Source organism: Bradyrhizobium sp. USDA 3262 (assembly GCF_054060035.1).
Window position 1 is genome coordinate 889719 of sequence record NZ_JBSSCT010000001.1, and the last position, 18220, is coordinate 907938.

14 protein-coding genes and 1 pseudogene are annotated in these 18220 nt (G+C 64.9%); 10 read left to right on the forward strand and 5 right to left on the reverse strand.

Annotation, left to right across the window (positions count from 1 at the left end; all coding sequences use genetic code 11):
- Positions 1 to 275: 275 nt before the first annotated feature.
- Both ACVWYP_RS04160 and ACVWYP_RS04165 read right to left on the reverse strand, forming a co-directional pair.
- On the reverse strand, positions 276 to 2561 hold the full coding sequence (locus tag ACVWYP_RS04160; protein ID WP_304497844.1) for a xanthine dehydrogenase family protein molybdopterin-binding subunit: 2286 nt from the start codon (positions 2559 to 2561) through the stop codon (positions 276 to 278).
- Positions 2558 to 3050: pseudogene (locus tag ACVWYP_RS04165) on the reverse strand ((2Fe-2S)-binding protein). The gene ACVWYP_RS04160 and the pseudogene ACVWYP_RS04165 overlap by 4 nt, the downstream one beginning before the upstream one ends.
- Positions 3051 to 3359: 309 nt before the next feature.
- Here ACVWYP_RS04165 and ACVWYP_RS04170 point away from each other — a divergent pair.
- The 3 genes from ACVWYP_RS04170 (at position 3360) to ACVWYP_RS04180 (ending at position 5294) form a co-directional block, all read left to right on the forward strand.
- Entirely contained in the window at positions 3360 to 4145 is a 786-nt protein-coding gene (locus tag ACVWYP_RS04170; RefSeq protein ID WP_304497845.1) for an alpha/beta fold hydrolase, read from the forward strand.
- The gene (locus ACVWYP_RS04175) at positions 4142 to 4477 is read left to right on the forward strand and encodes a hypothetical protein (protein ID WP_304497846.1); all 336 of its coding nucleotides are present in this window, start codon (positions 4142 to 4144) and stop codon (positions 4475 to 4477) included. The genes ACVWYP_RS04170 and ACVWYP_RS04175 overlap by 4 nt, the downstream gene beginning before the upstream one ends.
- Before the next feature lie 142 nt (positions 4478 to 4619).
- Positions 4620 to 5294, forward strand: a complete 675-nt coding sequence (locus tag ACVWYP_RS04180) for a dienelactone hydrolase family protein (protein WP_304497847.1) — start codon at positions 4620 to 4622, stop codon at positions 5292 to 5294.
- 137 nt (positions 5295 to 5431) lie between these two features.
- On the opposite strand, the gene ACVWYP_RS04185 is transcribed toward ACVWYP_RS04180, so the two are convergent.
- The 3 genes from ACVWYP_RS04185 to ACVWYP_RS04195 form a co-directional block, all read right to left on the reverse strand.
- A complete protein-coding gene (locus ACVWYP_RS04185; RefSeq protein WP_304497848.1) occupies positions 5432 to 6184 on the reverse strand; it encodes a polysaccharide biosynthesis/export family protein in 753 nt (250 codons plus the stop codon).
- 173 nt (positions 6185 to 6357) lie between these two features.
- On the reverse strand, positions 6358 to 7014 hold the full coding sequence (msrA, locus tag ACVWYP_RS04190) for a peptide-methionine (S)-S-oxide reductase MsrA (protein ID WP_304497849.1): 657 nt from the start codon (positions 7012 to 7014) through the stop codon (positions 6358 to 6360).
- 130 nt (positions 7015 to 7144) lie between these two features.
- Positions 7145 to 7462 (reverse strand): hypothetical protein, encoded by a 318-nt coding sequence (locus ACVWYP_RS04195; protein WP_016842666.1) that lies wholly within the window; start codon positions 7460 to 7462, stop codon positions 7145 to 7147.
- Positions 7463 to 7836: 374 nt separating this feature from the next.
- Here ACVWYP_RS04195 and rpsT point away from each other — a divergent pair, with 374 nt between their 5' ends.
- The 7 genes from rpsT (at position 7837) to murA (ending at position 18187) form a co-directional block, all read left to right on the forward strand.
- A complete protein-coding gene (rpsT, locus tag ACVWYP_RS04200; RefSeq protein WP_016842667.1) occupies positions 7837 to 8103 on the forward strand; it encodes a 30S ribosomal protein S20 in 267 nt (88 codons plus the stop codon).
- Positions 8104 to 9335: 1232 nt separating this feature from the next.
- Positions 9336 to 10766: a chromosomal replication initiator protein DnaA gene (gene dnaA, locus ACVWYP_RS04205; protein ID WP_304497850.1), complete on the forward strand. Its 1431-nt coding sequence runs from the start codon at positions 9336 to 9338 to the stop codon at positions 10764 to 10766.
- A 265-nt stretch (positions 10767 to 11031) separates the two neighbouring features.
- Positions 11032 to 12150, forward strand: a complete 1119-nt coding sequence (gene dnaN, locus ACVWYP_RS04210) for a DNA polymerase III subunit beta (RefSeq protein ID WP_074126563.1) — start codon at positions 11032 to 11034, stop codon at positions 12148 to 12150.
- Between the two features lie 78 nt (positions 12151 to 12228).
- Positions 12229 to 12594, forward strand: coding sequence for an endonuclease domain-containing protein (locus ACVWYP_RS04215; RefSeq protein WP_076824746.1), 366 nt, complete (start codon positions 12229 to 12231; stop codon positions 12592 to 12594).
- Between the two features lie 73 nt (positions 12595 to 12667).
- Positions 12668 to 13804: a DNA replication/repair protein RecF gene (gene recF, locus ACVWYP_RS04220; protein ID WP_304497851.1), complete on the forward strand. Its 1137-nt coding sequence runs from the start codon at positions 12668 to 12670 to the stop codon at positions 13802 to 13804.
- Between the two features lie 489 nt (positions 13805 to 14293).
- A complete protein-coding gene (gene gyrB / locus ACVWYP_RS04225; RefSeq protein WP_304497852.1) occupies positions 14294 to 16729 on the forward strand; it encodes a DNA topoisomerase (ATP-hydrolyzing) subunit B in 2436 nt (811 codons plus the stop codon).
- A 165-nt stretch (positions 16730 to 16894) separates the two neighbouring features.
- Positions 16895 to 18187, forward strand: a complete 1293-nt coding sequence (gene murA / locus ACVWYP_RS04230; RefSeq protein WP_304497853.1) for a UDP-N-acetylglucosamine 1-carboxyvinyltransferase — start codon at positions 16895 to 16897, stop codon at positions 18185 to 18187.
- Positions 18188 to 18220 lie beyond the last annotated feature (33 nt).

Genomic DNA, 18220 nt, shown 5'->3' on the forward strand with positions numbered 1-18220 from the left:
CGACCGACGCCGGGACGCTACCTGACGATGCGTTCCCTCCGGCTTAATGGGGATGCTGAACGGCGCTTAAGCGCAATGGATACAATTTGAGGGATCGCCGAATCCGCCAGCAAAATCAGGCCGGCCGAAAATCAATGCAGATGCGAGCGTCGGCGGCGAATCATGAATTTTTGCGGCTTCGAGAATGTTGATGCCGTCACCGGCCGGCCGACGCGCGGAGCAAAGGAAAACGCCGGAGAGCTCGTGCTCTCCGGCGTCCTTGTTCGTTCAGGTCGTTACGCCTTCATCGCCGCCTTCACGGCTTCCGCGGTGATCGGCAGGCCGCGGACGCGGGCACCGACCGCGTTGAAGACGGCGTTGCCGATCGCCGGCGCCACCACCGTCACCGCGGGCTCGCCGACGCCGGTCGCCTTCTCGCCATTGGCGATGACGTTGACCGCGACTTCCGGCAGCTGGCTCATCCGAAGCGGCGTGTAGCTGTCGAAGTTGGTCTGCTCGATGCCGCCGTCCTTCAACGTCGCCTTCTCGAACAGCGCCAGCGACATGCCCCACAGCGCCGCGCCCTCGACCTGGGCGCGGATGCCGTCGGGATTCACCTGCGTACCGACGTCGGTCGCAACCGTCAGCTTCTTCACCGTCACCTCGCCCGACGGGGCGACAGCGACGTGGGCGACGCAGGCGGTCCAGCTCGCCGTGGCGCGCTCCTGCGACGACACGCAGGCGACCCCCATGCCTTCGCCCTTGGGCAGCTGCTTGGTGCCGTAGCCGGCAAGGCCCATCGCAGCGAGCAAGGTGTTGCGGAGACGCTGCGCGCCGCCGTCATTCTTGCCCTTGCCGTCGAGCAACGAGATGCGCAGCTGCGCCGGGTCCTTGCCGGTCGCATGCGCGATCTCGTCGATCATGCTTTCGACCGCCCAGAACGTCCAGCCCGGCGCCACCGAGCGGAGCTGACCCGACGGGGTGGCGTTGTGCGCCATCTCGTTCTTGATCGCCCGCACATAGTGGTTGGGCACGGTGTAGAAGAAGTCCGCTCCGTTCACGGTGAAGGAGTCGAGCGGGCCTTTCTTGTCGACCGACGGTGTCAGGAAATCGGGGATTCCCCAACGCGCGGTCGGCCAGGCCGAGACCACGTCGTGGCTCATCGCGACGATCTTGCCGTCGCCGTCCATGCCGGCCTTCACCTTCTGGTAGGTCAGCGGACGCGAGAAATCCATCGTCATGTCGTTTTCGCGCGTATAGATGACCTTGACCGGCTTGCCGACGGCCTTCGCCGCCTGCACCGCGGGCACCATCATGTCGGCGTCGAGACGCCGGCCGAAGCCGCCGCCCAGCCACATCTGGTGCATCACCACGAACTTCGGATCGATCCCGGCGGCGCCGGCCGCAATCGCGCCGGAGCGCGTCGCGAACTGGTTGCCGGAATAGATGTGCAGGATGTCGCCCTTGAACTCCGCGGTGGCGTTCATCGGCTCCATCGGCGCGTGGATGTTGATGTTGGTGGTGTATTCCGCCTCCAACAGCTTGGCCGCCGAGCCGAAGGCCGCGTTCGGATCGCCGTCCTTGACGAAGAACTCTCCGGAATCGCTCAATCCCTGAAGCCGCTTGGCTTCCGTGAACAGCGATTCGCTCGACAGTTTTGCGTTCGGACCGCCGTCATAGCTGATCTTCAGCGCCGCGGCGGCCTTCTTGGCCTGCGCATAGGTGTTGGCGACCGCGACGACCCAGCCGGTCGTGGTTGTGGTCTTGTCGTCGAGGGTGACGGCCTTGATGAAGCCGGGCAGCTTCTTGGCCGCGCTATCGTCGACCGACTTCACGGTGGCGCCGTAACGCACCGGCGGGGTGACCAGCGCGCCGTGGACCATGCCCGGCACCATCACGTCGATGCCGTACTTGGCCGTGCCGTTGACCTTCGACGGAATGTCGAGCTGCGGCACCGAGACGCCGATCATGGTGTACTGGTCGGGCGTCTTGAGCTTGATCGCCTTCAGATCATCCGCCGTGAAAGTCTTGGTCGCCTTGCCGCTCTTCACCACTTCGGCGAACGACATCGACTTCTTCGACTTCGCATGGCTGATCTTGGAATCGCGCACCACCAGCTCGCCGGCCGGCACGCCCATGGAGGCCGCCGCCGCTTCGGTCAATGCGATACGGCCGGCGGCGCCGGCGCGGCTCATGGCGTCGAAGTTCATCATCGTCGACCAGCTGCCGCCGGTGATCTGCGCTCCCAGCACGGGATCGTTGAACTTCGGATCGTTGGAGGCGAGCTGAACCCGCATGTCCTTCCAGTTCGCGCCGAGCTCTTCGGCCACGATCTGCGCCATGGTCGAGGCGACGTGCTGGCCCATGTCGGCCTTGCCGCAGGTCACGGTGACGAGACCGTCGGGCGCGATCGAATACCAGACGCTCGGCTCGAAGTTGGCGGGTGCGGGTGCCGCGAGCGCCTGGTCGATGCCGGACGCTGAGTAGCCGAGCACGAGGCCGGTTGCAGCGGTGCCGACCAGGAAGGAACGGCGGCTGAGATCGGTCGTCTCGGGCGCGAGGTTGTTCACGTGCTTGTTCATGTGGCCCTCCGCTCGGATCCGGTGGCCGATGCGGTGCGCATGTCGGACGCAGCGCGCATGATCGCCTTCTGGATTCGTGAATAGGTCATGCAACGGCAGAGATTGCCGTCCATATGCGCGACCACTTCTTCCTTGGTCGGGTTGGTGTTCTTCGACAGCAGCGCTGCCGCCTGCATGATCTGGCCGGACTGGCAGTAGCCGCATTGCGGCACCTGCTCGGCGACCCCAGGCCTTCTGCAAGGGATGATCGCCCTTGGCGGACAGGCCTTCGATGGTGGTGATCTTCTTGCCGACGGCGTCGGCGACCGAGGTCTGGCAGGACCGCACCGCTTCGCCGTTGACGTGAACCGTGCAGGCGCCACACAGACCGGCGCCGCAACCGAATTTGGTGCCCGTCATCTGCAATTGCTCGCGGATGACCCAAAGCAGCGGCGTATCATTGGCCGCCTCGACGGACATATTCCGTCCGTTGATATTGAGATTTGGCATCTCTCTCCCCTTCCGGTGTAGGAAGCCGCTTACGGCGGCAACTCACTGTTGGGTCTTGGCCGGCGCCCACCGGGTCAGCGACAGTTGCCGAAACAATGATCCGGTTCCCGGCTGGAGGCAATCCAATTTGGAATTGCTCGAAAAGAATAAATTTCCGAAGATGCCTGTTGTGCGATGCGGCAACGGCATGACGCTTTTTGGAATGCCAGCGTTCGTGTCTAATCGACAGGCGCTTGCTCAAAGCGTCGGCAGCAAGCACCGGCAACGCCGTCCGATGACAGCGGCCAGAGAAACACAAGGAGCCCGTCAATGGCCAAGCTCAACCGCAAAGGCGTCGACATCTACTACGAGATTCACGGCAGCGGCCCGCCGCTGATCCTGACCCACGGCTATTCCTCGACGTCGGCGATGTGGCAGGGCCAGATCGAGGCGCTGTCGCAACGGCACAAGCTGATCCTGTGGGACATGCGCGGGCACGGCCAATCCGACTATCCCGACGATCCCGATGCCTATAGCGAAGCGCTGACGGTCGGCGACATCGCCGCTTTGCTCGACGCCGCCGGCGCCGACAAGGCGATCGTCGGCGGGCTGTCGCTCGGCGGCTACATGTCGCTCGCCTTTCATCGCGCCCATCCGGAGCGGGTGCGGGCGCTGCTGATCATCGACACCGGCCCGGGCTTCAAGAAGGACGACGCCCGCGAGGTCTGGAACAAGCGCGCCCGCGAGACCGGCGACCGCTTCGACCGCGAAGGGCTCGAGGTGCTGAGATCGCTGAGCGCCGAGCGCGCGTCGGTCACCCATCGCGACGCCAGGGGCCTCGCGCTCGCGGCGCGCGGCATGCTGGCCCAGCGTGATGCACGGGTGATCGAATCGCTGCCCGGGATCCAGGTGCCAGCGTTGGTTGTGGTCGGCGCCGACGACACGCCGTTCCTGGCGGCATCCGACTACATGGCGGCAAAGATCCACGGTGCGCAGAAGGCGGTGATTCCGAACGCCGGCCACGCCGTCAACATCGACCAGCCGCAGGCCTTCATCGCCGCGGTGCTGCCGTTCCTGGACGGCCTTGAGGGCGCGCCTGGAAAGACCGCGCCATGAAAACAATCGCCGTTGCCTTGTTGCTGACTGCGGCCACGACAGGGGCGAGCGCGCAGAAGCTGCCGTTCGTAACAGCCCCGTCCACGTTCACCGCGACGTTGTCGAACACCACGCCGCTGGTGTTCGGCATGGGCGTCGCGGACGCGCAGCGCGCGCTCGGCACGCCCCTCACCTATGTCAGCGGACGGCCCGGCAACGAGGTCTTCCTGACCTTCCGCGACCTCGGCGGCAGCGGGCTGTTCCCGCACCACGACCGTCTCTTCCTCCAATTCCGCAAGCACCGGCTGACCGGCTGGAAGGCCGACTGGGGCGAGAACTGGATGTGGCGCTAGGGCATGGTCCGGAAACGTGCGAAGCGGTTTTCCGAAAAGGCCACGCTCAAACGAAGAGCCAAAGCGCGACGACAATGTCATCGCGCTTTGGACCACATCGTCGATGACCTTCATGCAACCCCCAACATGACAAGGATGGACCATGGGACAAGACATCAAACTCAAGGCTTCGGACGGATTTGAACTCGGCGCCTACCGCGCCAATCCTGCCGGCGCGCCGAAGGGCGCGGTCGTCGTGATCCAGGAGATCTTTGGCGTCAATCACCACATCCGCTCGGTCTGCGACCGGCTGGCGAAGAAAGGCTATGTCGCGGTTGCGCCGTCGATCTTCGACCGCATCACGCCGAACTTCCAGAGCGGCTATTCCCCCGACGAGATCGCCGAGGCGCGGAAGTTCGTCGCCAATCCGGACTGGGCCGCGATGCTGCGCGACAGCCAGGCCGCGATCGACGCGGTCAAACCGGTCGGGCCGGTCGGCATCATCGGCTTCTGCCTCGGCGGCAGCGTCGCCTATGCTGCCGCCACCAAGCTCGCCGGGCTGTCAGCCGCGGTCGGCTATTACGGCGGCGCCGTCGTGCGCTTCGCCGACGACAAGCCGGCAGTGCCGACGCAGCTGCATTTCGGCGAGAAGGACGCCGGCATTCCCTTGAGCGATGTCGAGACCATCAAGTCGAAGCGGCCCGAGGTCGAGGTCTTCATCTATCCCGGCGCGCAGCACGGGTTCCATTGCGACGAGCGCGCCAGCTACGACAAGGCAAGCGCCGACATCGCCTGGCCGCGCAGCATGGAATTTTTCGCAAAGCATTTGAAGCGATAGGAAGCGAGCTTCTCCACCCGTCGTTCCGGGGCGCGCAAAGCGCGAACCTCAGGTGCGCAATTGCGCACCGGCGAACCTCGAGATTCCGGGTTCGATGCTGCGCATCGCCCCGGAAAGTCGAAGGACGCTGTCCTTCGTCAGAACCAGCGCTCGCCGACGAACACCGTATCGCCCGGGCTCATCGGCGTGCCCAGCGGCACCACGAAGCGGCCGGAGCCGGACGCATCGGTGTGGGTCAGCGTCACGCTGTCGCGGCGGGCCCGCGGCGAGAAGCCGCCGGCGATCGCGACCGCGCTCTCGACCGTCATGTTCGGCACGTAGGGATATTGGCCGGGGGCCTGGACTTCGCCGAGGATGAAGAACGGACGATAGGACTCGATCTCGACCGCCACCGAAGGCTCGCGGATAAAGCCGTTGCGCAGCCGTGCCGAGATTTCGCCGGCAAGCCCGGCCGGCGTGCGGCCGCGTGCCGGCACCGAGCCGATCAGCGGCATCGTGATCGCGCCCGCGGCGTCGATCGCATAGGAATTGGTCAGGCCTTCCTGGCCGTAGACCACGACGCGGAGCTTGTCGCCGGGGCCAAGATGATAGCCGTTGTCGTAACCGGCCGGCGGTCCACCCGGGGCAGCGGCATAGACGACCGGGGCGGCGGCCGGCGCGGCATAGCCATAACCAGGGGACGCGCCGGCGAAGGCGGAACGCAATGCGCTGATCGCACCGCCGCCGCCTGCATCAGCAACCGGAGCGGGTGCGTAGGCCGGACCATAGCTGACGGCATCGACGCCTTGCGGGCCGACGGCGACGGGACCGGACGTGCTCATGCAGCCAGACAGCGCGAGCGCAGCCACAACGGCAGTGATCGGCAATCGTAACGCGCGTGCAACCGGCACCGGACCTATCCCTCAACGGCGAGACAGGCCCAGTCTTGCACCACTTATGGTTAATAAAGGGTTTTCGAGGGTCGAGCGGGAGGCCGGAAAAGCCGGCCTCCCATTGGCTTAGCGCCGCGCCCGGCAAGAGCGCAAACCGGCTTTCCGGAGCGAGCTCTTTCTCAACAAGATGATCAGGCGGTGACGCCGACGCCGATCGGGCAGGACACGCCGGTGCCGCCGAGCCCGCAATAGCCCGCCGGGTTCTTGGCGAGGTATTGCTGGTGGTAGTCCTCGGCAAAGTAGAATTCACCAGCCGGCGCGATCTCGGTCGTGATCGCTCCAAGGCCCTTGGCGGCCAGCGCCTTCTGATACATCGCCTGCGACTCGTCGGCGGCTTTGCGCTGCGCGTCGCTGAACGTGTAGATCGCGGAGCGATATTGCGTGCCGATGTCGTTGCCCTGGCGCATGCCCTGCGTCGGGTTGTGGCTCTCCCAGAACGTCTTCAGCAGCTTCTCGTAGGAGATCTTCTTCGGGTCGAACACGACCAGCACCACTTCGGTGTGGCCGGTGCGCCCCGAGCACACTTCCTCATAGGTGGGGTTCGGCGTGTGGCCGCCGGCATAGCCGACCGCGGTGGTGTAGATTCCCTCGCCGAGTTCCCAGAATTTGCGCTCCGCGCCCCAGAAGCAGCCGAGCCCGAACACCGCCTGCTCGAGGCCCTGCGGATAAGGCGGCTGCAACTTGCTGCCATTGACGAAATGGGTGATCGCGGTCGGGATCGGCGTGGCGCGGCCCGGCAGCGCCTCGGCGGCGCTTGGCAACGCGGTGGTCTTGCGCATGAACAACATGGACACCTCCAGGCGGGACATCGGCCGACGCGGCAACGGCCTGCGGGCCGGCTGTCACCTATATATGTCCTTACGCGGATGATGGCAGCCCCGTTACTGAGGGCTGCAGCCAAGGAGGGCTGCCGACAAGTCAGTCGCGCGCGTAGCCGATCAAGGGCTTGCGCGGCCGGAACAGGATCATCAGCAGGATGCCGGCAATGCCGAGCACTGCGAACACCGGCTGCTCCAGAAGCAGGCGGATCACGTCATTCCAGAGCCAGGGCGCGAAGCGATCCACCCAGGCATGGAATGCCTGCTGGCTCGACTGGTGGATGTCGTTCCAGAACTGGCCGAATTGGGTGAACCGCAGGCTCTGGTCGGCGACGTAGCGGGCCCCGTCATAGACCATGAAGATGAAGCTGCCGGCCAGCAGCAGAAGGCCGATCAGACGGAAAAAGCCGCGGATCATGCGTCACCCTAACTCCCAGTCGCGCCCCACGCGTCGTCACGACTTACCGGGCGCCCCCCGGAAATTCAACCTCTTCAGCGGCTTATCCGGCCCCCGCGGGGGCGATTTCGGGCCCTTTTTGGGTCCCGAAAGCGTTGACGCTTCAGCCCGCGCCATCTATAAGACCGGCCGATGGCGGCGGGCGCAATCCTGCCGCCGCTGTTCTTTGGACAGTGCCGCAGGCGCGGGGCAGCATTTTGCGCTCCTCGCATGGCCGCCTCAAGGACACCCAAGAAAACCACCTTGGACAAATACATCAGAGTTGAGATTTGAACCGGCCGGTGCGCGCAAGCCCGACCACCGAGCGATCACCGCCGAAGGACAGTTAGAGAACCATGGCCAACACCACCTCCGCCAAGAAGGCGACCCGCAAGATTGCCCGCCGCACCATCGTCAACAAGTCGCGCCGCACGCAGATGCGTGGCGCGGTGCGCACCGTCGAGGAAGCGATCAAGAGCGGCGACCGCGAGGCGGCACTGAAGGCGATGAGCCGCGCCGAGCCCGAGCTGATGAAGGCAGCGCAGCGCAACATCATTCACAAGAACAATGCGAGCCGTAAGGTGTCGCGTCTGTCGCAGCGGATCGCCAAGCTCGCCAAGTAAAAGCTCGGCGCGTGAGCTGACTGGAAGACACATTTGTCACGAAGCCCGGCTCACGCCGGGCTTTTTGTTTTTGTCTCGACTTTTGTCGTGGAAGTTTCATAGCGCGAGAACACTTCGCGTTGCCGCGCGACGAACTGCGTGTCATGTTTCGTTTCGTCGCGTCCGTAGTTCTACCGGCTCAACATGCTTAATGCGCCGCACTCGCCCACAGATTGTCCTTCGCTAAGCTGGATAGATGGAATAGCGCGCAAGCATTTCGCGGCGAAACTTGCGACGCGGGGTTACCCTGCAAAAGTAATCGAGAAAAATGACGTCTCGCGAATTACTTATGCACATAGCGTTGGACAGCGATTGGAAAAATGACCGGCGCGAGACCAAATGTAAATTTTCTATGAAAAATTTTTGGTATTGCACCGTCGTTTGTGACGCGCGTGAATCTGTGCGCTGATTCAAAAACTTGCTTTCGCAACTCAGCATCGGCAACGCCGCAACAGTCGCGAAGAGTCTCGGTCCCCGTCGAATCCACGGATTGTCAGGAAATGTGCTTGGTGTATTTATTTCTTGTTCGCGACGCCCACGGCTCTCCAGATCAGCGCGGTTTGAGACCCAGGGGCGGACGCACAAATCGGCGGCGGTGTGTGCGTTAGCGACGCTTTCCAAGCGAAGCTGGATTGACGGCTCATAGCGATATGAGGACGGACGACCTGTGTCAAAAATTCTCCGGCGATGTCCCCGGCAATTTTGGGGGATCGAACAAGAGAGACCAGGACGTCGGTCGGAATCTGGCAGCGGGAACGCGGAGCGAGTGAACGGGTTGACGACGACACGGCGGCGGCGAAGCGCCGGGCATTTCGGTGTTCGGTAGCAGCAGTTCGAATTTGAAGACACGAGCAAGCTGACAACTTGCCGCGATACGTCGCGGCGGGAGGGGGAGGACTTATGCCTTACGGTATCATCACTGCAGTCGAACCAACGACAGCCGAAGCGCAAATTTCCAGTGGTGCCGTAATCAACCCCTCGGACGTCAGTTCCTACCCGCAGCGTCCGTCGAGTACGCGCTGACCTCGCGGGGCGCATCTTCTCCAAACAGCTGATCTGTCGGGTGGCGCATGGTCGCCGCACGGGAGAGCTTTGTCCGGAGCAGACCGCGCCCGCTAGAGGTCGCGCCGTGGCAGCAAACCTGCGCGGCGCTTTCGCAACGAATATCTCTCAGACTTGGAAGTACGAAGGCAATGACGAACACGGAACAGGATCGCTGGTCGCGGGTGAAGGGACGTCTGCGGACGAGCGTTGGCGAGGACGTTTACACGAGCTGGTTCGCACGGATGGATCTGGAGAGCGTGCACGACGAGAGCGTGCACCTGTCGGTTCCGACCCGGTTCCTCAAGAGCTGGATCCAGGCGCATTACGCCGATCGCGTGCTGTCCTGCTGGCAGGCCGAGATGCCGGAAGTGCACAAGATCGACCTTACCGTCCGCTCGGCGATCCGCGCGACGGTTCCGGTGAAGGAAACGGCTGCGCCCGTCGAAGTGCGCCGCATCGAGCGCGCCGACGGTCGCCCCGCGCCCGAATTGCGCTCGTTTGCGACTGCGCCGGTGTCGGCAAGCCATGACGCGCTCGGCGGCTCACCGCTCGATCCGCGCCTGACCTTTGCCAGCTTCGTCGTCGGCCGGTCCAACACGCTGGCTCATGCGGCGGCCCGCCAGGTCGCGGAAGGTCGCCGCGGCGATCCCGTGATGTTCAACCCGCTCTACATTCATGCCGGCGTCGGCCTCGGCAAGACGCATCTGCTGCAGGCGGTGACTTGGTCCGGCAATTCCGGCGGCGAGCGCAAGGTGCTGTATCTCACCGCCGAGAAGTTCATGTACGGCTTCGTCGCGGCGCTGAAGACGCAGACGGCGCTGGCCTTCAAGGAGGCGCTGCGCGGCATCGACGTGCTGGTCATCGACGATCTGCAGTTCCTGCAGGGCAAGTCGACGCAGGCCGAGTTCTGCCACACCCTGAATGCGCTGATCGATGCCGGCCGCCAGGTCGTGATCGCGGCCGACCGTCCGCCGTCCGATCTGGAAAGCCTCGACGACCGCGTGCGCTCGCGGCTCGCCGGCGGCCTCGTGGTCGAGATGGGCTCGCTCGGCGAGGAGCTGCGGCTCGGCATCCTAAAGTCGCGCGTCGCCGCGGCCCGCGTCCACCATGCGAGCTTCGACGTGCCGGAGGAGGTGCTCGACTATCTGGCGCGCACCATCACCCATAACGGCCGCGACCTTGAAGGCGCGATCAACCGCCTGCTGGCGCACTCGAAGCTCAACAACCAGCCGGTGACGCTGGAGATGGCCGAGCGCGAGGTGCGCGACCTGATCCGCCCGCAGGAGCCGAAGCGGATCAAGATCGAGGACATCCAGCGCGTGGTCGCCCGGCAGTACAATGTCAGCCGCTCCGACTTGCTGTCGTCCCGCCGCACCGCCAATGTGGTGCGCCCGCGTCAGGTCGCGATGTATCTGGCGAAGACGCTGACCTTGCGCTCGCTGCCGGAGATCGGCCGGCGCTTCGGCGGCCGCGACCACACCACGGTGTTGCACGCCGTGCGCAAGATTGAGGCACTGGTCGCCAAGGACACGACACTCTCGGAGGAAGTCGAATCGCTGAAGCGCCAGCTACAGGAATAGGGCCGCTTCATCCGGCCGGCTCGTTCCATCGCCCTCCCCTTTGCCAAAGGGGAGGGCTAAACTTTTTTCCGACCCAAAACGTGGGGAACGGGGCTCGTTTCGCGCCCGTATCCCTTGCACCGGCCGCCCATCCGCGCCACCTTGCGGTCCCCCCGTGGGTTTGATCAAATCCGGTATTGATCCGGCTTTTCGGGTTTCCAATGCCGCGGTGCTGCCCTGAACGGCCGCCCGGCTTTTCCATCTGAGGGATCTGGCGGGTATTGCAATGAAGGTCACCGTCGAGCGCGCGCAACTCCTGAAATCGCTGGGTCACGTTCACCGCGTGGTCGAGCGCCGCAACACCATCCCGATCCTCGGCAACGTGTTGATCCGCGCCGAGGGCGCCAAATTGTCGCTGAAGGCGACCGACCTCGACCTCGAGGTGACGGAGACCTTGGCCGCCGAGACCGGAACCGCCGGCTCGACCACGGTGCCCGCGCACATGTTCTACGACATCGTCCGCAAGCTGCCCGACGGCTCGCAGATCGTGCTGGAAGCCGACGGCGACCGTTCGGTGCTGGCGGTGCGTGCCGGCCGCTCGCGCTTCACGCTGCAGACCCTGCCCGAGAGCGACTTCCCGGGCCTCGCCGCTGGAGACATGACGCATTCGTTCTCGCTACCGGCGTCCGACATCAAGCGCCTGATCGACCGCACCCAGTTCGCGATCTCGACCGAGGAGACCCGCTACTACCTCAACGGCATCTATCTGCACGCGGCCGGCAGCGCCAAGGCGGCGACCCTGCGCGGGGTTGCGACCGACGGCCACCGCCTGGCGCAGATCGACCTCGCGCTGCCCAAGGGCGCAACCGGCATGCCCGGCGTGATCGTCCCGCGCAAGACGGTCGGCGAGGTGCAGCGGCTGATCGAGGGCGACGACGCCGAGATCTCGATCGAGCTGTCGGACGGCAAGATCCGCTTCACGCTCGGCAATGTGGTGCTGACCTCGAAGCTGATCGACGGCACCTTCCCGGACTATGGCCGCGTCATTCCGCAGAACAACGACAAGGAACTCGTCGTCGACAAGAAGGACTTCGAGGCCGCCGTCGACCGCGTCTCGACGATTTCCAGCGAACGCGGCCGCGCGGTGAAGCTCGCGCTGTCCGCGGGCAAGCTGGTGCTCTCGGTCACCAACCCGGATTCCGGCAGCGCCACTGAAGAACTCGAGGTCGAGTACGCCTCCGACGCGCTCGATATCGGCTTCAACTCGCGCTATCTGCTCGACATCGCCGCTCAGATCGAGGGCGAGGTCGCGGTGCTGAAGCTCGCCGATCCCGGTTCGCCGACCCTGGTGCAGGACCGCGACAGCAAGGGCGCGCTCTACGTGCTGATGCCGATGCGGGTGTGATGACCCTCTCCACACGCGCAACTGCACCCTCTCCCCTTGTGGGAGAGGGTGGCGCCGAAGGCGCCGGGTGAGGGGTTGGTGCCGCGAACGCCGCACCATCGACCGACCGATGAACGCCTCCGCAGCTTCGCAAAGAAGATGCGCCGAGAGCCGACTGACGCGGAAGCGAAGATGTGGCGCCTGCTGCGCGATCGGCGCCTGTCGCACTTGAAATTTCGAAGGCAGGTTCCATTTCGCAATTACATTCTCGACTTCGCGTGCTTTGAGAAGCGCCTCGCCATCGAGATCGACGGCGGTCAGCACGCTTCGTCGCCGCGTGATGCATCCAGGACTGACGCGCTTGCGGCGGAAGGCTTTCAGGTCTTGCGCTACTGGAACAATGACGTCTTGCGGACGCCCGGGGCAGTGCTGGAAGACATTGTCGCCAAGCTTGCCGAGCTGTGAGATACCCCTCACCCGTCGCCTCACTTCGTGAGGCGCCACCCTCTCCCACAGGGGGAGAGGGGAAGGAAGAGAGATGACCCCGTCCCGCATTCACCGTCTGTCGCTGACGCATTTCCGCAACTACCGGACGGCGACGCTGCAGGTCGCCGGCGACATGGTGGTGCTGGTCGGGCCGAACGGCGCCGGCAAGACCAATTGCATGGAAGCGGTCTCGTTCCTGTCGCCGGGCCGCGGCCTGCGCCGCGCGACGCTGGAGGACATCGCTGACAATCAGGGCGACGGCTCCTGGGCGGTGTCGGCCGAAGTCGAGGGCGCGCTCGGCCTCGCCACGCTCGGCACCGGTATCGATCCGCCAACCGGCGAGGCGGGCAGCACGCGGCGCTGCCGCATCGATCGCGAACCGGTGGGGTCCGCGACCGCCTTCGGCGATCATTTGCGCATCGTGTGGCTGACGCCGGCGATGGACGGCCTGTTCATGGGCGCTGCCTCGGAACGGCGGCGCTTCTTCGATCGCCTGGTGCTGGCGATCGATTCCGAGCATTCCAGCCGAGTCTCCGCGCTGGAGCGGTCGCTGCGCTCGCGCAACCGGCTGCTCGAGGTGCGCAACTATGACGACCATTGGTGTGACGCGATCGAGCGCGAGACCGCGGAGCTTGCGGTCGCGGTCGCCGCGTCGCGGGGCCAGACCGCCGCCAAGCTCGCCGCGATGCTGCGCGAGCGCGGCGCCGCCTCGGCCTTTCCCTCCGCCGAGATCATGCTCGACGGCTGGATGGAGAACGCACTGCTGCAGGAGCCTGCAACGGCGGTGGAGGACCGCTACCGCGAGATCCTGCGCGCCGGCCGGCCGCGCGATGCCGCCGCCGGGCGCACGCTCGACGGCCCGCATCTGACCGATCTGCAGGTGGTCTACGCGCCGAAGAACATGCCTGCGCGTGACGCCTCGACCGGCGAGCAGAAGGCGCTCTTGATCGGGCTGGTGCTGGCGCACGCCACGATGGTCGCGGAGATGACCGGCATCGCACCGCTGCTGCTGCTCGACGAGGTCGTCGCCCATCTCGATCCGAACCGCCGCAAGGCGCTGTTCGACGAGCTCGCCAAGCTCGGCGCGCAGGTCTGGATGACCGGCGCCGATCCCGCGGCGTTCGTCGACATCGGCCCTCGGGGGGAGATTTTCGACGTCGAATCCGGCCGCGCCACAAGGCGCGGCTGATTGGCTAGTCTAGGGCAATCTGAAGCGATGGCGCGGTCGCAGAGCGCATTGCCAAAATATCGAAAACAACCCCATGCAAAGTAGCCGGCGGCGGCCGGCGTTCGACCAAGCAGCTTGACACGTCGGGCAACTCAGGAACATTATTCTAATATTCCGAAATTGCGCCAGCATCCCTCGCCCCCCGGTTCGCCCATGCCCAGCGGGGAGAAGCGAACCTCCGAAGCCGCTCCAATTCAGCCTGGTCTCATCATGTTTCTGGCGGCGCAGAATCGGCCTCGATGAGGGCTCCGAATCCGCCACCGAATCGGGCTTTTCAGAGCCCTCGGAATCCGCCTTTGAAGACCTTGAAAAAGGCCTAAAAAATCCCATCTATTCAATAGTTTGTAGATGGAGACTTTGCGCTAGGCGCAACTCGTCTTTCATGGCACAAATAGCGGAATCAGCGCCTTATTTTGTGCAGCTGATTCGGGACATCCTCGAAGGCCTCACATGACTGAACCTGCCCGGCAGACCCCTGCCGAATCTGAGCATCCCATTCCGGCTGAATATGGTGCGGAATCGATCCGGGTGCTGAAGGGCCTCGACGCCGTCCGCAAGCGGCCCGGCATGTATATCGGCGACACCGACGACGGTTCCGGCCTGCACCACATGGTCTACGAGGTCGTCGACAATGCGATCGACGAGGCGCTGGCGGGCCATGCCAGCCGCGTCCTGGTCACCCTCAACGCCGACAATTCCGTCACCGTGTACGACGACGGACGCGGCATTCCGGTCGGCATCCACAAGGAAGAGGGCGTCTCGGCAGCCGAAGTCATCATGACCCAGCTGCACGCCGGCGGAAAATTCGACCAGAACTCCTACAAGGTTTCCGGCGGTCTGCACGGCGTCGGCGTCTCCGTCGTCAACGCGCTCTCCAGCAAGCTGGGCTTGCGGATCTGGCGCGACGACAAGGAGCACTACATCGAATTCGCGCACGGCGATGCCGTGGCGCCGCTCAAGGTGGTCGGCGATGCCCCGGGCAAGCGCGGCACCGAGGTCACCTTCCTTGCCTCGGCCGAGACCTTCAAGAACATCGAATATGATTTCGCGACGCTGGAGCACCGGCTGCGCGAGCTCGCCTTCCTCAATTCCGGCGTCAACATCGTACTCTCCGACATGCGTCACGCGGTCGAGAAGCGCGAGGAGATGCACTATTCCGGCGGTGTCGAGGAATTCGTCAAATATCTCGACCGCAACAAGAAGGCGATCGTGCCGGCACCGATCATGGTGCGCTCGGAAGCCAACGGCATCGGTGTCGAGGCGGCGCTGTGGTGGAACGACAGCTACCACGAGAACGTGCTGTGCTTCACCAACAACATCCCGCAGCGCGACGGCGGCACCCATCTGGCCGGTTTCCGCGGCGCGCTGACCCGCCAGGTCAACGGCTATGCCGACGCCAATGCGAAGAAGGAAAAGATCGCGCTGACCGGTGACGATTGCCGCGAAGGCCTCACCGCGGTGCTGTCGGTGAAGGTGCCCGATCCGAAATTCTCGTCGCAGACCAAGGACAAGCTGGTGTCCTCGGAGGTTCGGCCGGTGGTCGAGAACGTCCTGAACGAGGCGCTCGCCGCCTGGTTCGAGGAGAATCCGAAGGAAGCCAAGGAGATCGTCGGCAAGGTGATCCAGGCCGCCGCGGCCCGCGAGGCTGCGCGCAAGGCCCGCGAGCTGACCCGCAAGAATCCGCTCAGCGTCTCCTCGCTGCCCGGCAAGCTCGCCGACTGCCAGGAGAAGGACCCGGCCAAATCCGAACTGTTCATCGTCGAGGGCGACTCGGCAGGCGGCAGCGCCAAGCAGGGCCGCAACCGCGAATTCCAGGCGGTGCTGCCGCTGCGCGGCAAGATCCTCAATGTCGAGCGCGTCCGTCCCGACAAGATGCTGTCGTCCGAGCAGATCGGCACGCTGATCACCGCGCTCGGCACCGGCATCAGCGACGATTTCTCGGTCGACAAGCTGCGCTATCACAAGATCATCGTGATGACCGACGCCGACGTCGACGGCGCCCATATCCGCACGCTGCTGCTGACCTTCTTCTATCGTCAGATGCGCTCGATCATCGATGGCGGCTATCTCTATATCGCCCAGCCGCCGCTCTATAAGGTCTCGCGCGGCAAGTCCGAGCAATACCTGAAGGACGAGCGCGCCCTCGAGGACTATCTGATCTCGACCGGGCTCGACGAATGCGTCTTCAAGCCGGCCTCCGGCGACGACCGCTCGGGCCGTGATCTGCTGTCGCTGGTCGAAGACGCACGGGTCATCCGCTCGGTGCTGCGCAACCTGCATAGCCGCTATAATCGCGCCGTCATCGAGCAGGCCGCGATCGCGGGCGTGCTCAATCCCAGGATCACGAGCGATATCGCCACCGCCAATTCGGCGGCCGAATACATCGCCAAGCGGCTGGACGCCGTGGCCGAAGAGGTCGAGCGCGGCTGGATCGGCACCTTCACGGAAGGCCAGGGGTTCCAGTTCGAGCGCACCGTGCGCGGGGTCAGGGAATTCGCCGTGATCGACGACGCCTTCCTCGGCTCGGCCGACGCCCGCAAGCTCGATGAATACGCGACCGAACTGCAGGAGATCTACGTGCGGGCGGGCAAGCTGCGGCGCAAGGATGCCGAGCAGATCATCCACGGCCCGATCGACCTGTTCGAGGCCGTGACCGACGCCGCCCGCAAGGGCATCTCGCTGCAGCGCTACAAAGGTCTCGGCGAGATGAACCCGGAACAGCTCTGGGAAACCACGCTGGACACCGAGGCGCGCTCGCTGCTGCAGGTGAAGATCAAGGAGGTCGACGAGGCCGACGATATCTTCACCAAGCTGATGGGCGACGTGGTCGAGCCGCGCCGTGAGTTCATCCAGGACAATTCGCTCAGCGCCACCATCGACATCTAGGGTTCTGCGCACGGCCGGGCGGGTGTGCGCTTCTCGGCGCCGGCGCGGCGCTACCTTTCGTGTGGAAGCTACGCCGGAAGTTGTGTTACGGTGCCGGACGGCCATTGATTCCGTTGTGGAATTTCCAATGACCCGGTCTGAATGATGCGTTAGGGGACAATCCGCGTGCCGCCGATCCAATACATCGTCGAAGGCGGCCGCCGCCTTTCGGGCACCATCGAGCCGTCGGGCAACAAGAACTCCGCGCTGCCGATCATCGCCGCGGCACTGCTCACCGAGCACCCGGTCACGCTGACCAACGTGCCGCGCATCCGCGACACCGAAACGCTGGTCGAATTGTGCCGCTCGGTCGGCGCCACCGCCGAATGGACCGAGCGCAACACGCTGCAGATTCATGCCAAGGAGATCCGCGCCGCCGATCTCGATCCGGCGCTGTGCGCGCGCATCCGCGCCTCGATCCTGCTCGCCGGTCCACTACTCGCCCGCTGCGGCGAGGTCGCACTGCCGCCGCCCGGCGGCGACGTGATCGGCCGCCGCCGGCTCGACACGCACTTCCTGGCCTTCGAGCAGCTCGGCGCCACCGTCACCGCGACGCACCGGCTCGAATTCCGCGCCACGCGGCTGAAGGGCGCCGACGTGTTCCTCGACGAGCCCAGCGTCACCGCGACGGAGAACGCACTGGTCGCCGCGGTCGCGGCCCGCGGCACCACCTATCTGCGCAACGCGGCCTCCGAGCCGCATGTGCAGGACCTCGCCAATTTCCTGATCGCGCTCGGCGCCAGGATCGAAGGCGTCGGCACCAACACCATCATCGTGCACGGGCCGGCGACGCTCGGCAGCACGACTTTCGCGATCCAGCCCGACCATATCGAGGTCGGATCGCTGGTCGGGCTTGCCGCGGTAACCCGCTCGCCGCTGCGCATCGCGCGCGCCGGCGTCGAGCATCTGCGCTCGATCCGGATGGGTTTTGAGCGGCTTGGCATCGTCTGCGGCGTCGAGGGCGACGACCTCGTCGTACCGTCCGGCCAGACCATGAAGATCCAGGACGATTTCGGCGGCCATGTGCCGAAGCTCGAGGACCAGCCCTGGCCGGCCTTCCCGGCCGACCTGATGTCGATCGCGATCGTCACCGCGACGCAGTGCGACGGCGTCATCCTGATGCACGAGAAGATGTTCGAATCACGGATGTTCTTCGTCGACAACCTGATCGCGATGGGTGGCCGCATCGTGCTGTGCGACCCGCACCGTGCGATCGTCGCGGGCCCCAGCCGGCTGCGCGGCGCGCCGATGAACTCGCCCGACATCCGGGCAGGTATGGCGATGCTGCTGGCCGCGGTGTGTGCCGAGGGCACCTCCACCATCAACAACGCCGACCAGATCGAGCGCGGCTATGAGCGGATCGATGAGCGGCTCAACGCCCTCGGCGCCAAGATCAAGCGGATTCCCGCGCGATCGTGATTCCCTGCGGCAGCTTGGCCATCCTTCCGGCCG

Excerpts from the sequence above, each read along its gene's own strand:
- ACVWYP_RS04160 (WP_304497844.1), bottom strand. The coding sequence starts at position 2,561 with ATGAACAAGCACGTGAACAACCTCGCGCCCGAGACGACCGATCTCAGC.
- ACVWYP_RS04170 (WP_304497845.1), top strand. The coding sequence starts at position 3,360 with ATGGCCAAGCTCAACCGCAAAGGCGTCGACATCTACTACGAGATTCAC.
- ACVWYP_RS04175 (WP_304497846.1), top strand. The coding sequence starts at position 4,142 with ATGAAAACAATCGCCGTTGCCTTGTTGCTGACTGCGGCCACGACAGGG.
- ACVWYP_RS04180 (WP_304497847.1), top strand. The coding sequence starts at position 4,620 with ATGGGACAAGACATCAAACTCAAGGCTTCGGACGGATTTGAACTCGGC.
- msrA (WP_304497849.1), bottom strand. The coding sequence starts at position 7,014 with ATGTTGTTCATGCGCAAGACCACCGCGTTGCCAAGCGCCGCCGAGGCG.
- ACVWYP_RS04195 (WP_016842666.1), bottom strand. The coding sequence starts at position 7,462 with ATGATCCGCGGCTTTTTCCGTCTGATCGGCCTTCTGCTGCTGGCCGGC.
- rpsT (WP_016842667.1), top strand. The coding sequence starts at position 7,837 with ATGGCCAACACCACCTCCGCCAAGAAGGCGACCCGCAAGATTGCCCGC.
- dnaA (WP_304497850.1), top strand. The coding sequence starts at position 9,336 with ATGACGAACACGGAACAGGATCGCTGGTCGCGGGTGAAGGGACGTCTG.
- dnaN (WP_074126563.1), top strand. The coding sequence starts at position 11,032 with ATGAAGGTCACCGTCGAGCGCGCGCAACTCCTGAAATCGCTGGGTCAC.
- recF (WP_304497851.1), top strand. The coding sequence starts at position 12,668 with ATGACCCCGTCCCGCATTCACCGTCTGTCGCTGACGCATTTCCGCAAC.
- gyrB (WP_304497852.1), top strand. The coding sequence starts at position 14,294 with ATGACTGAACCTGCCCGGCAGACCCCTGCCGAATCTGAGCATCCCATT.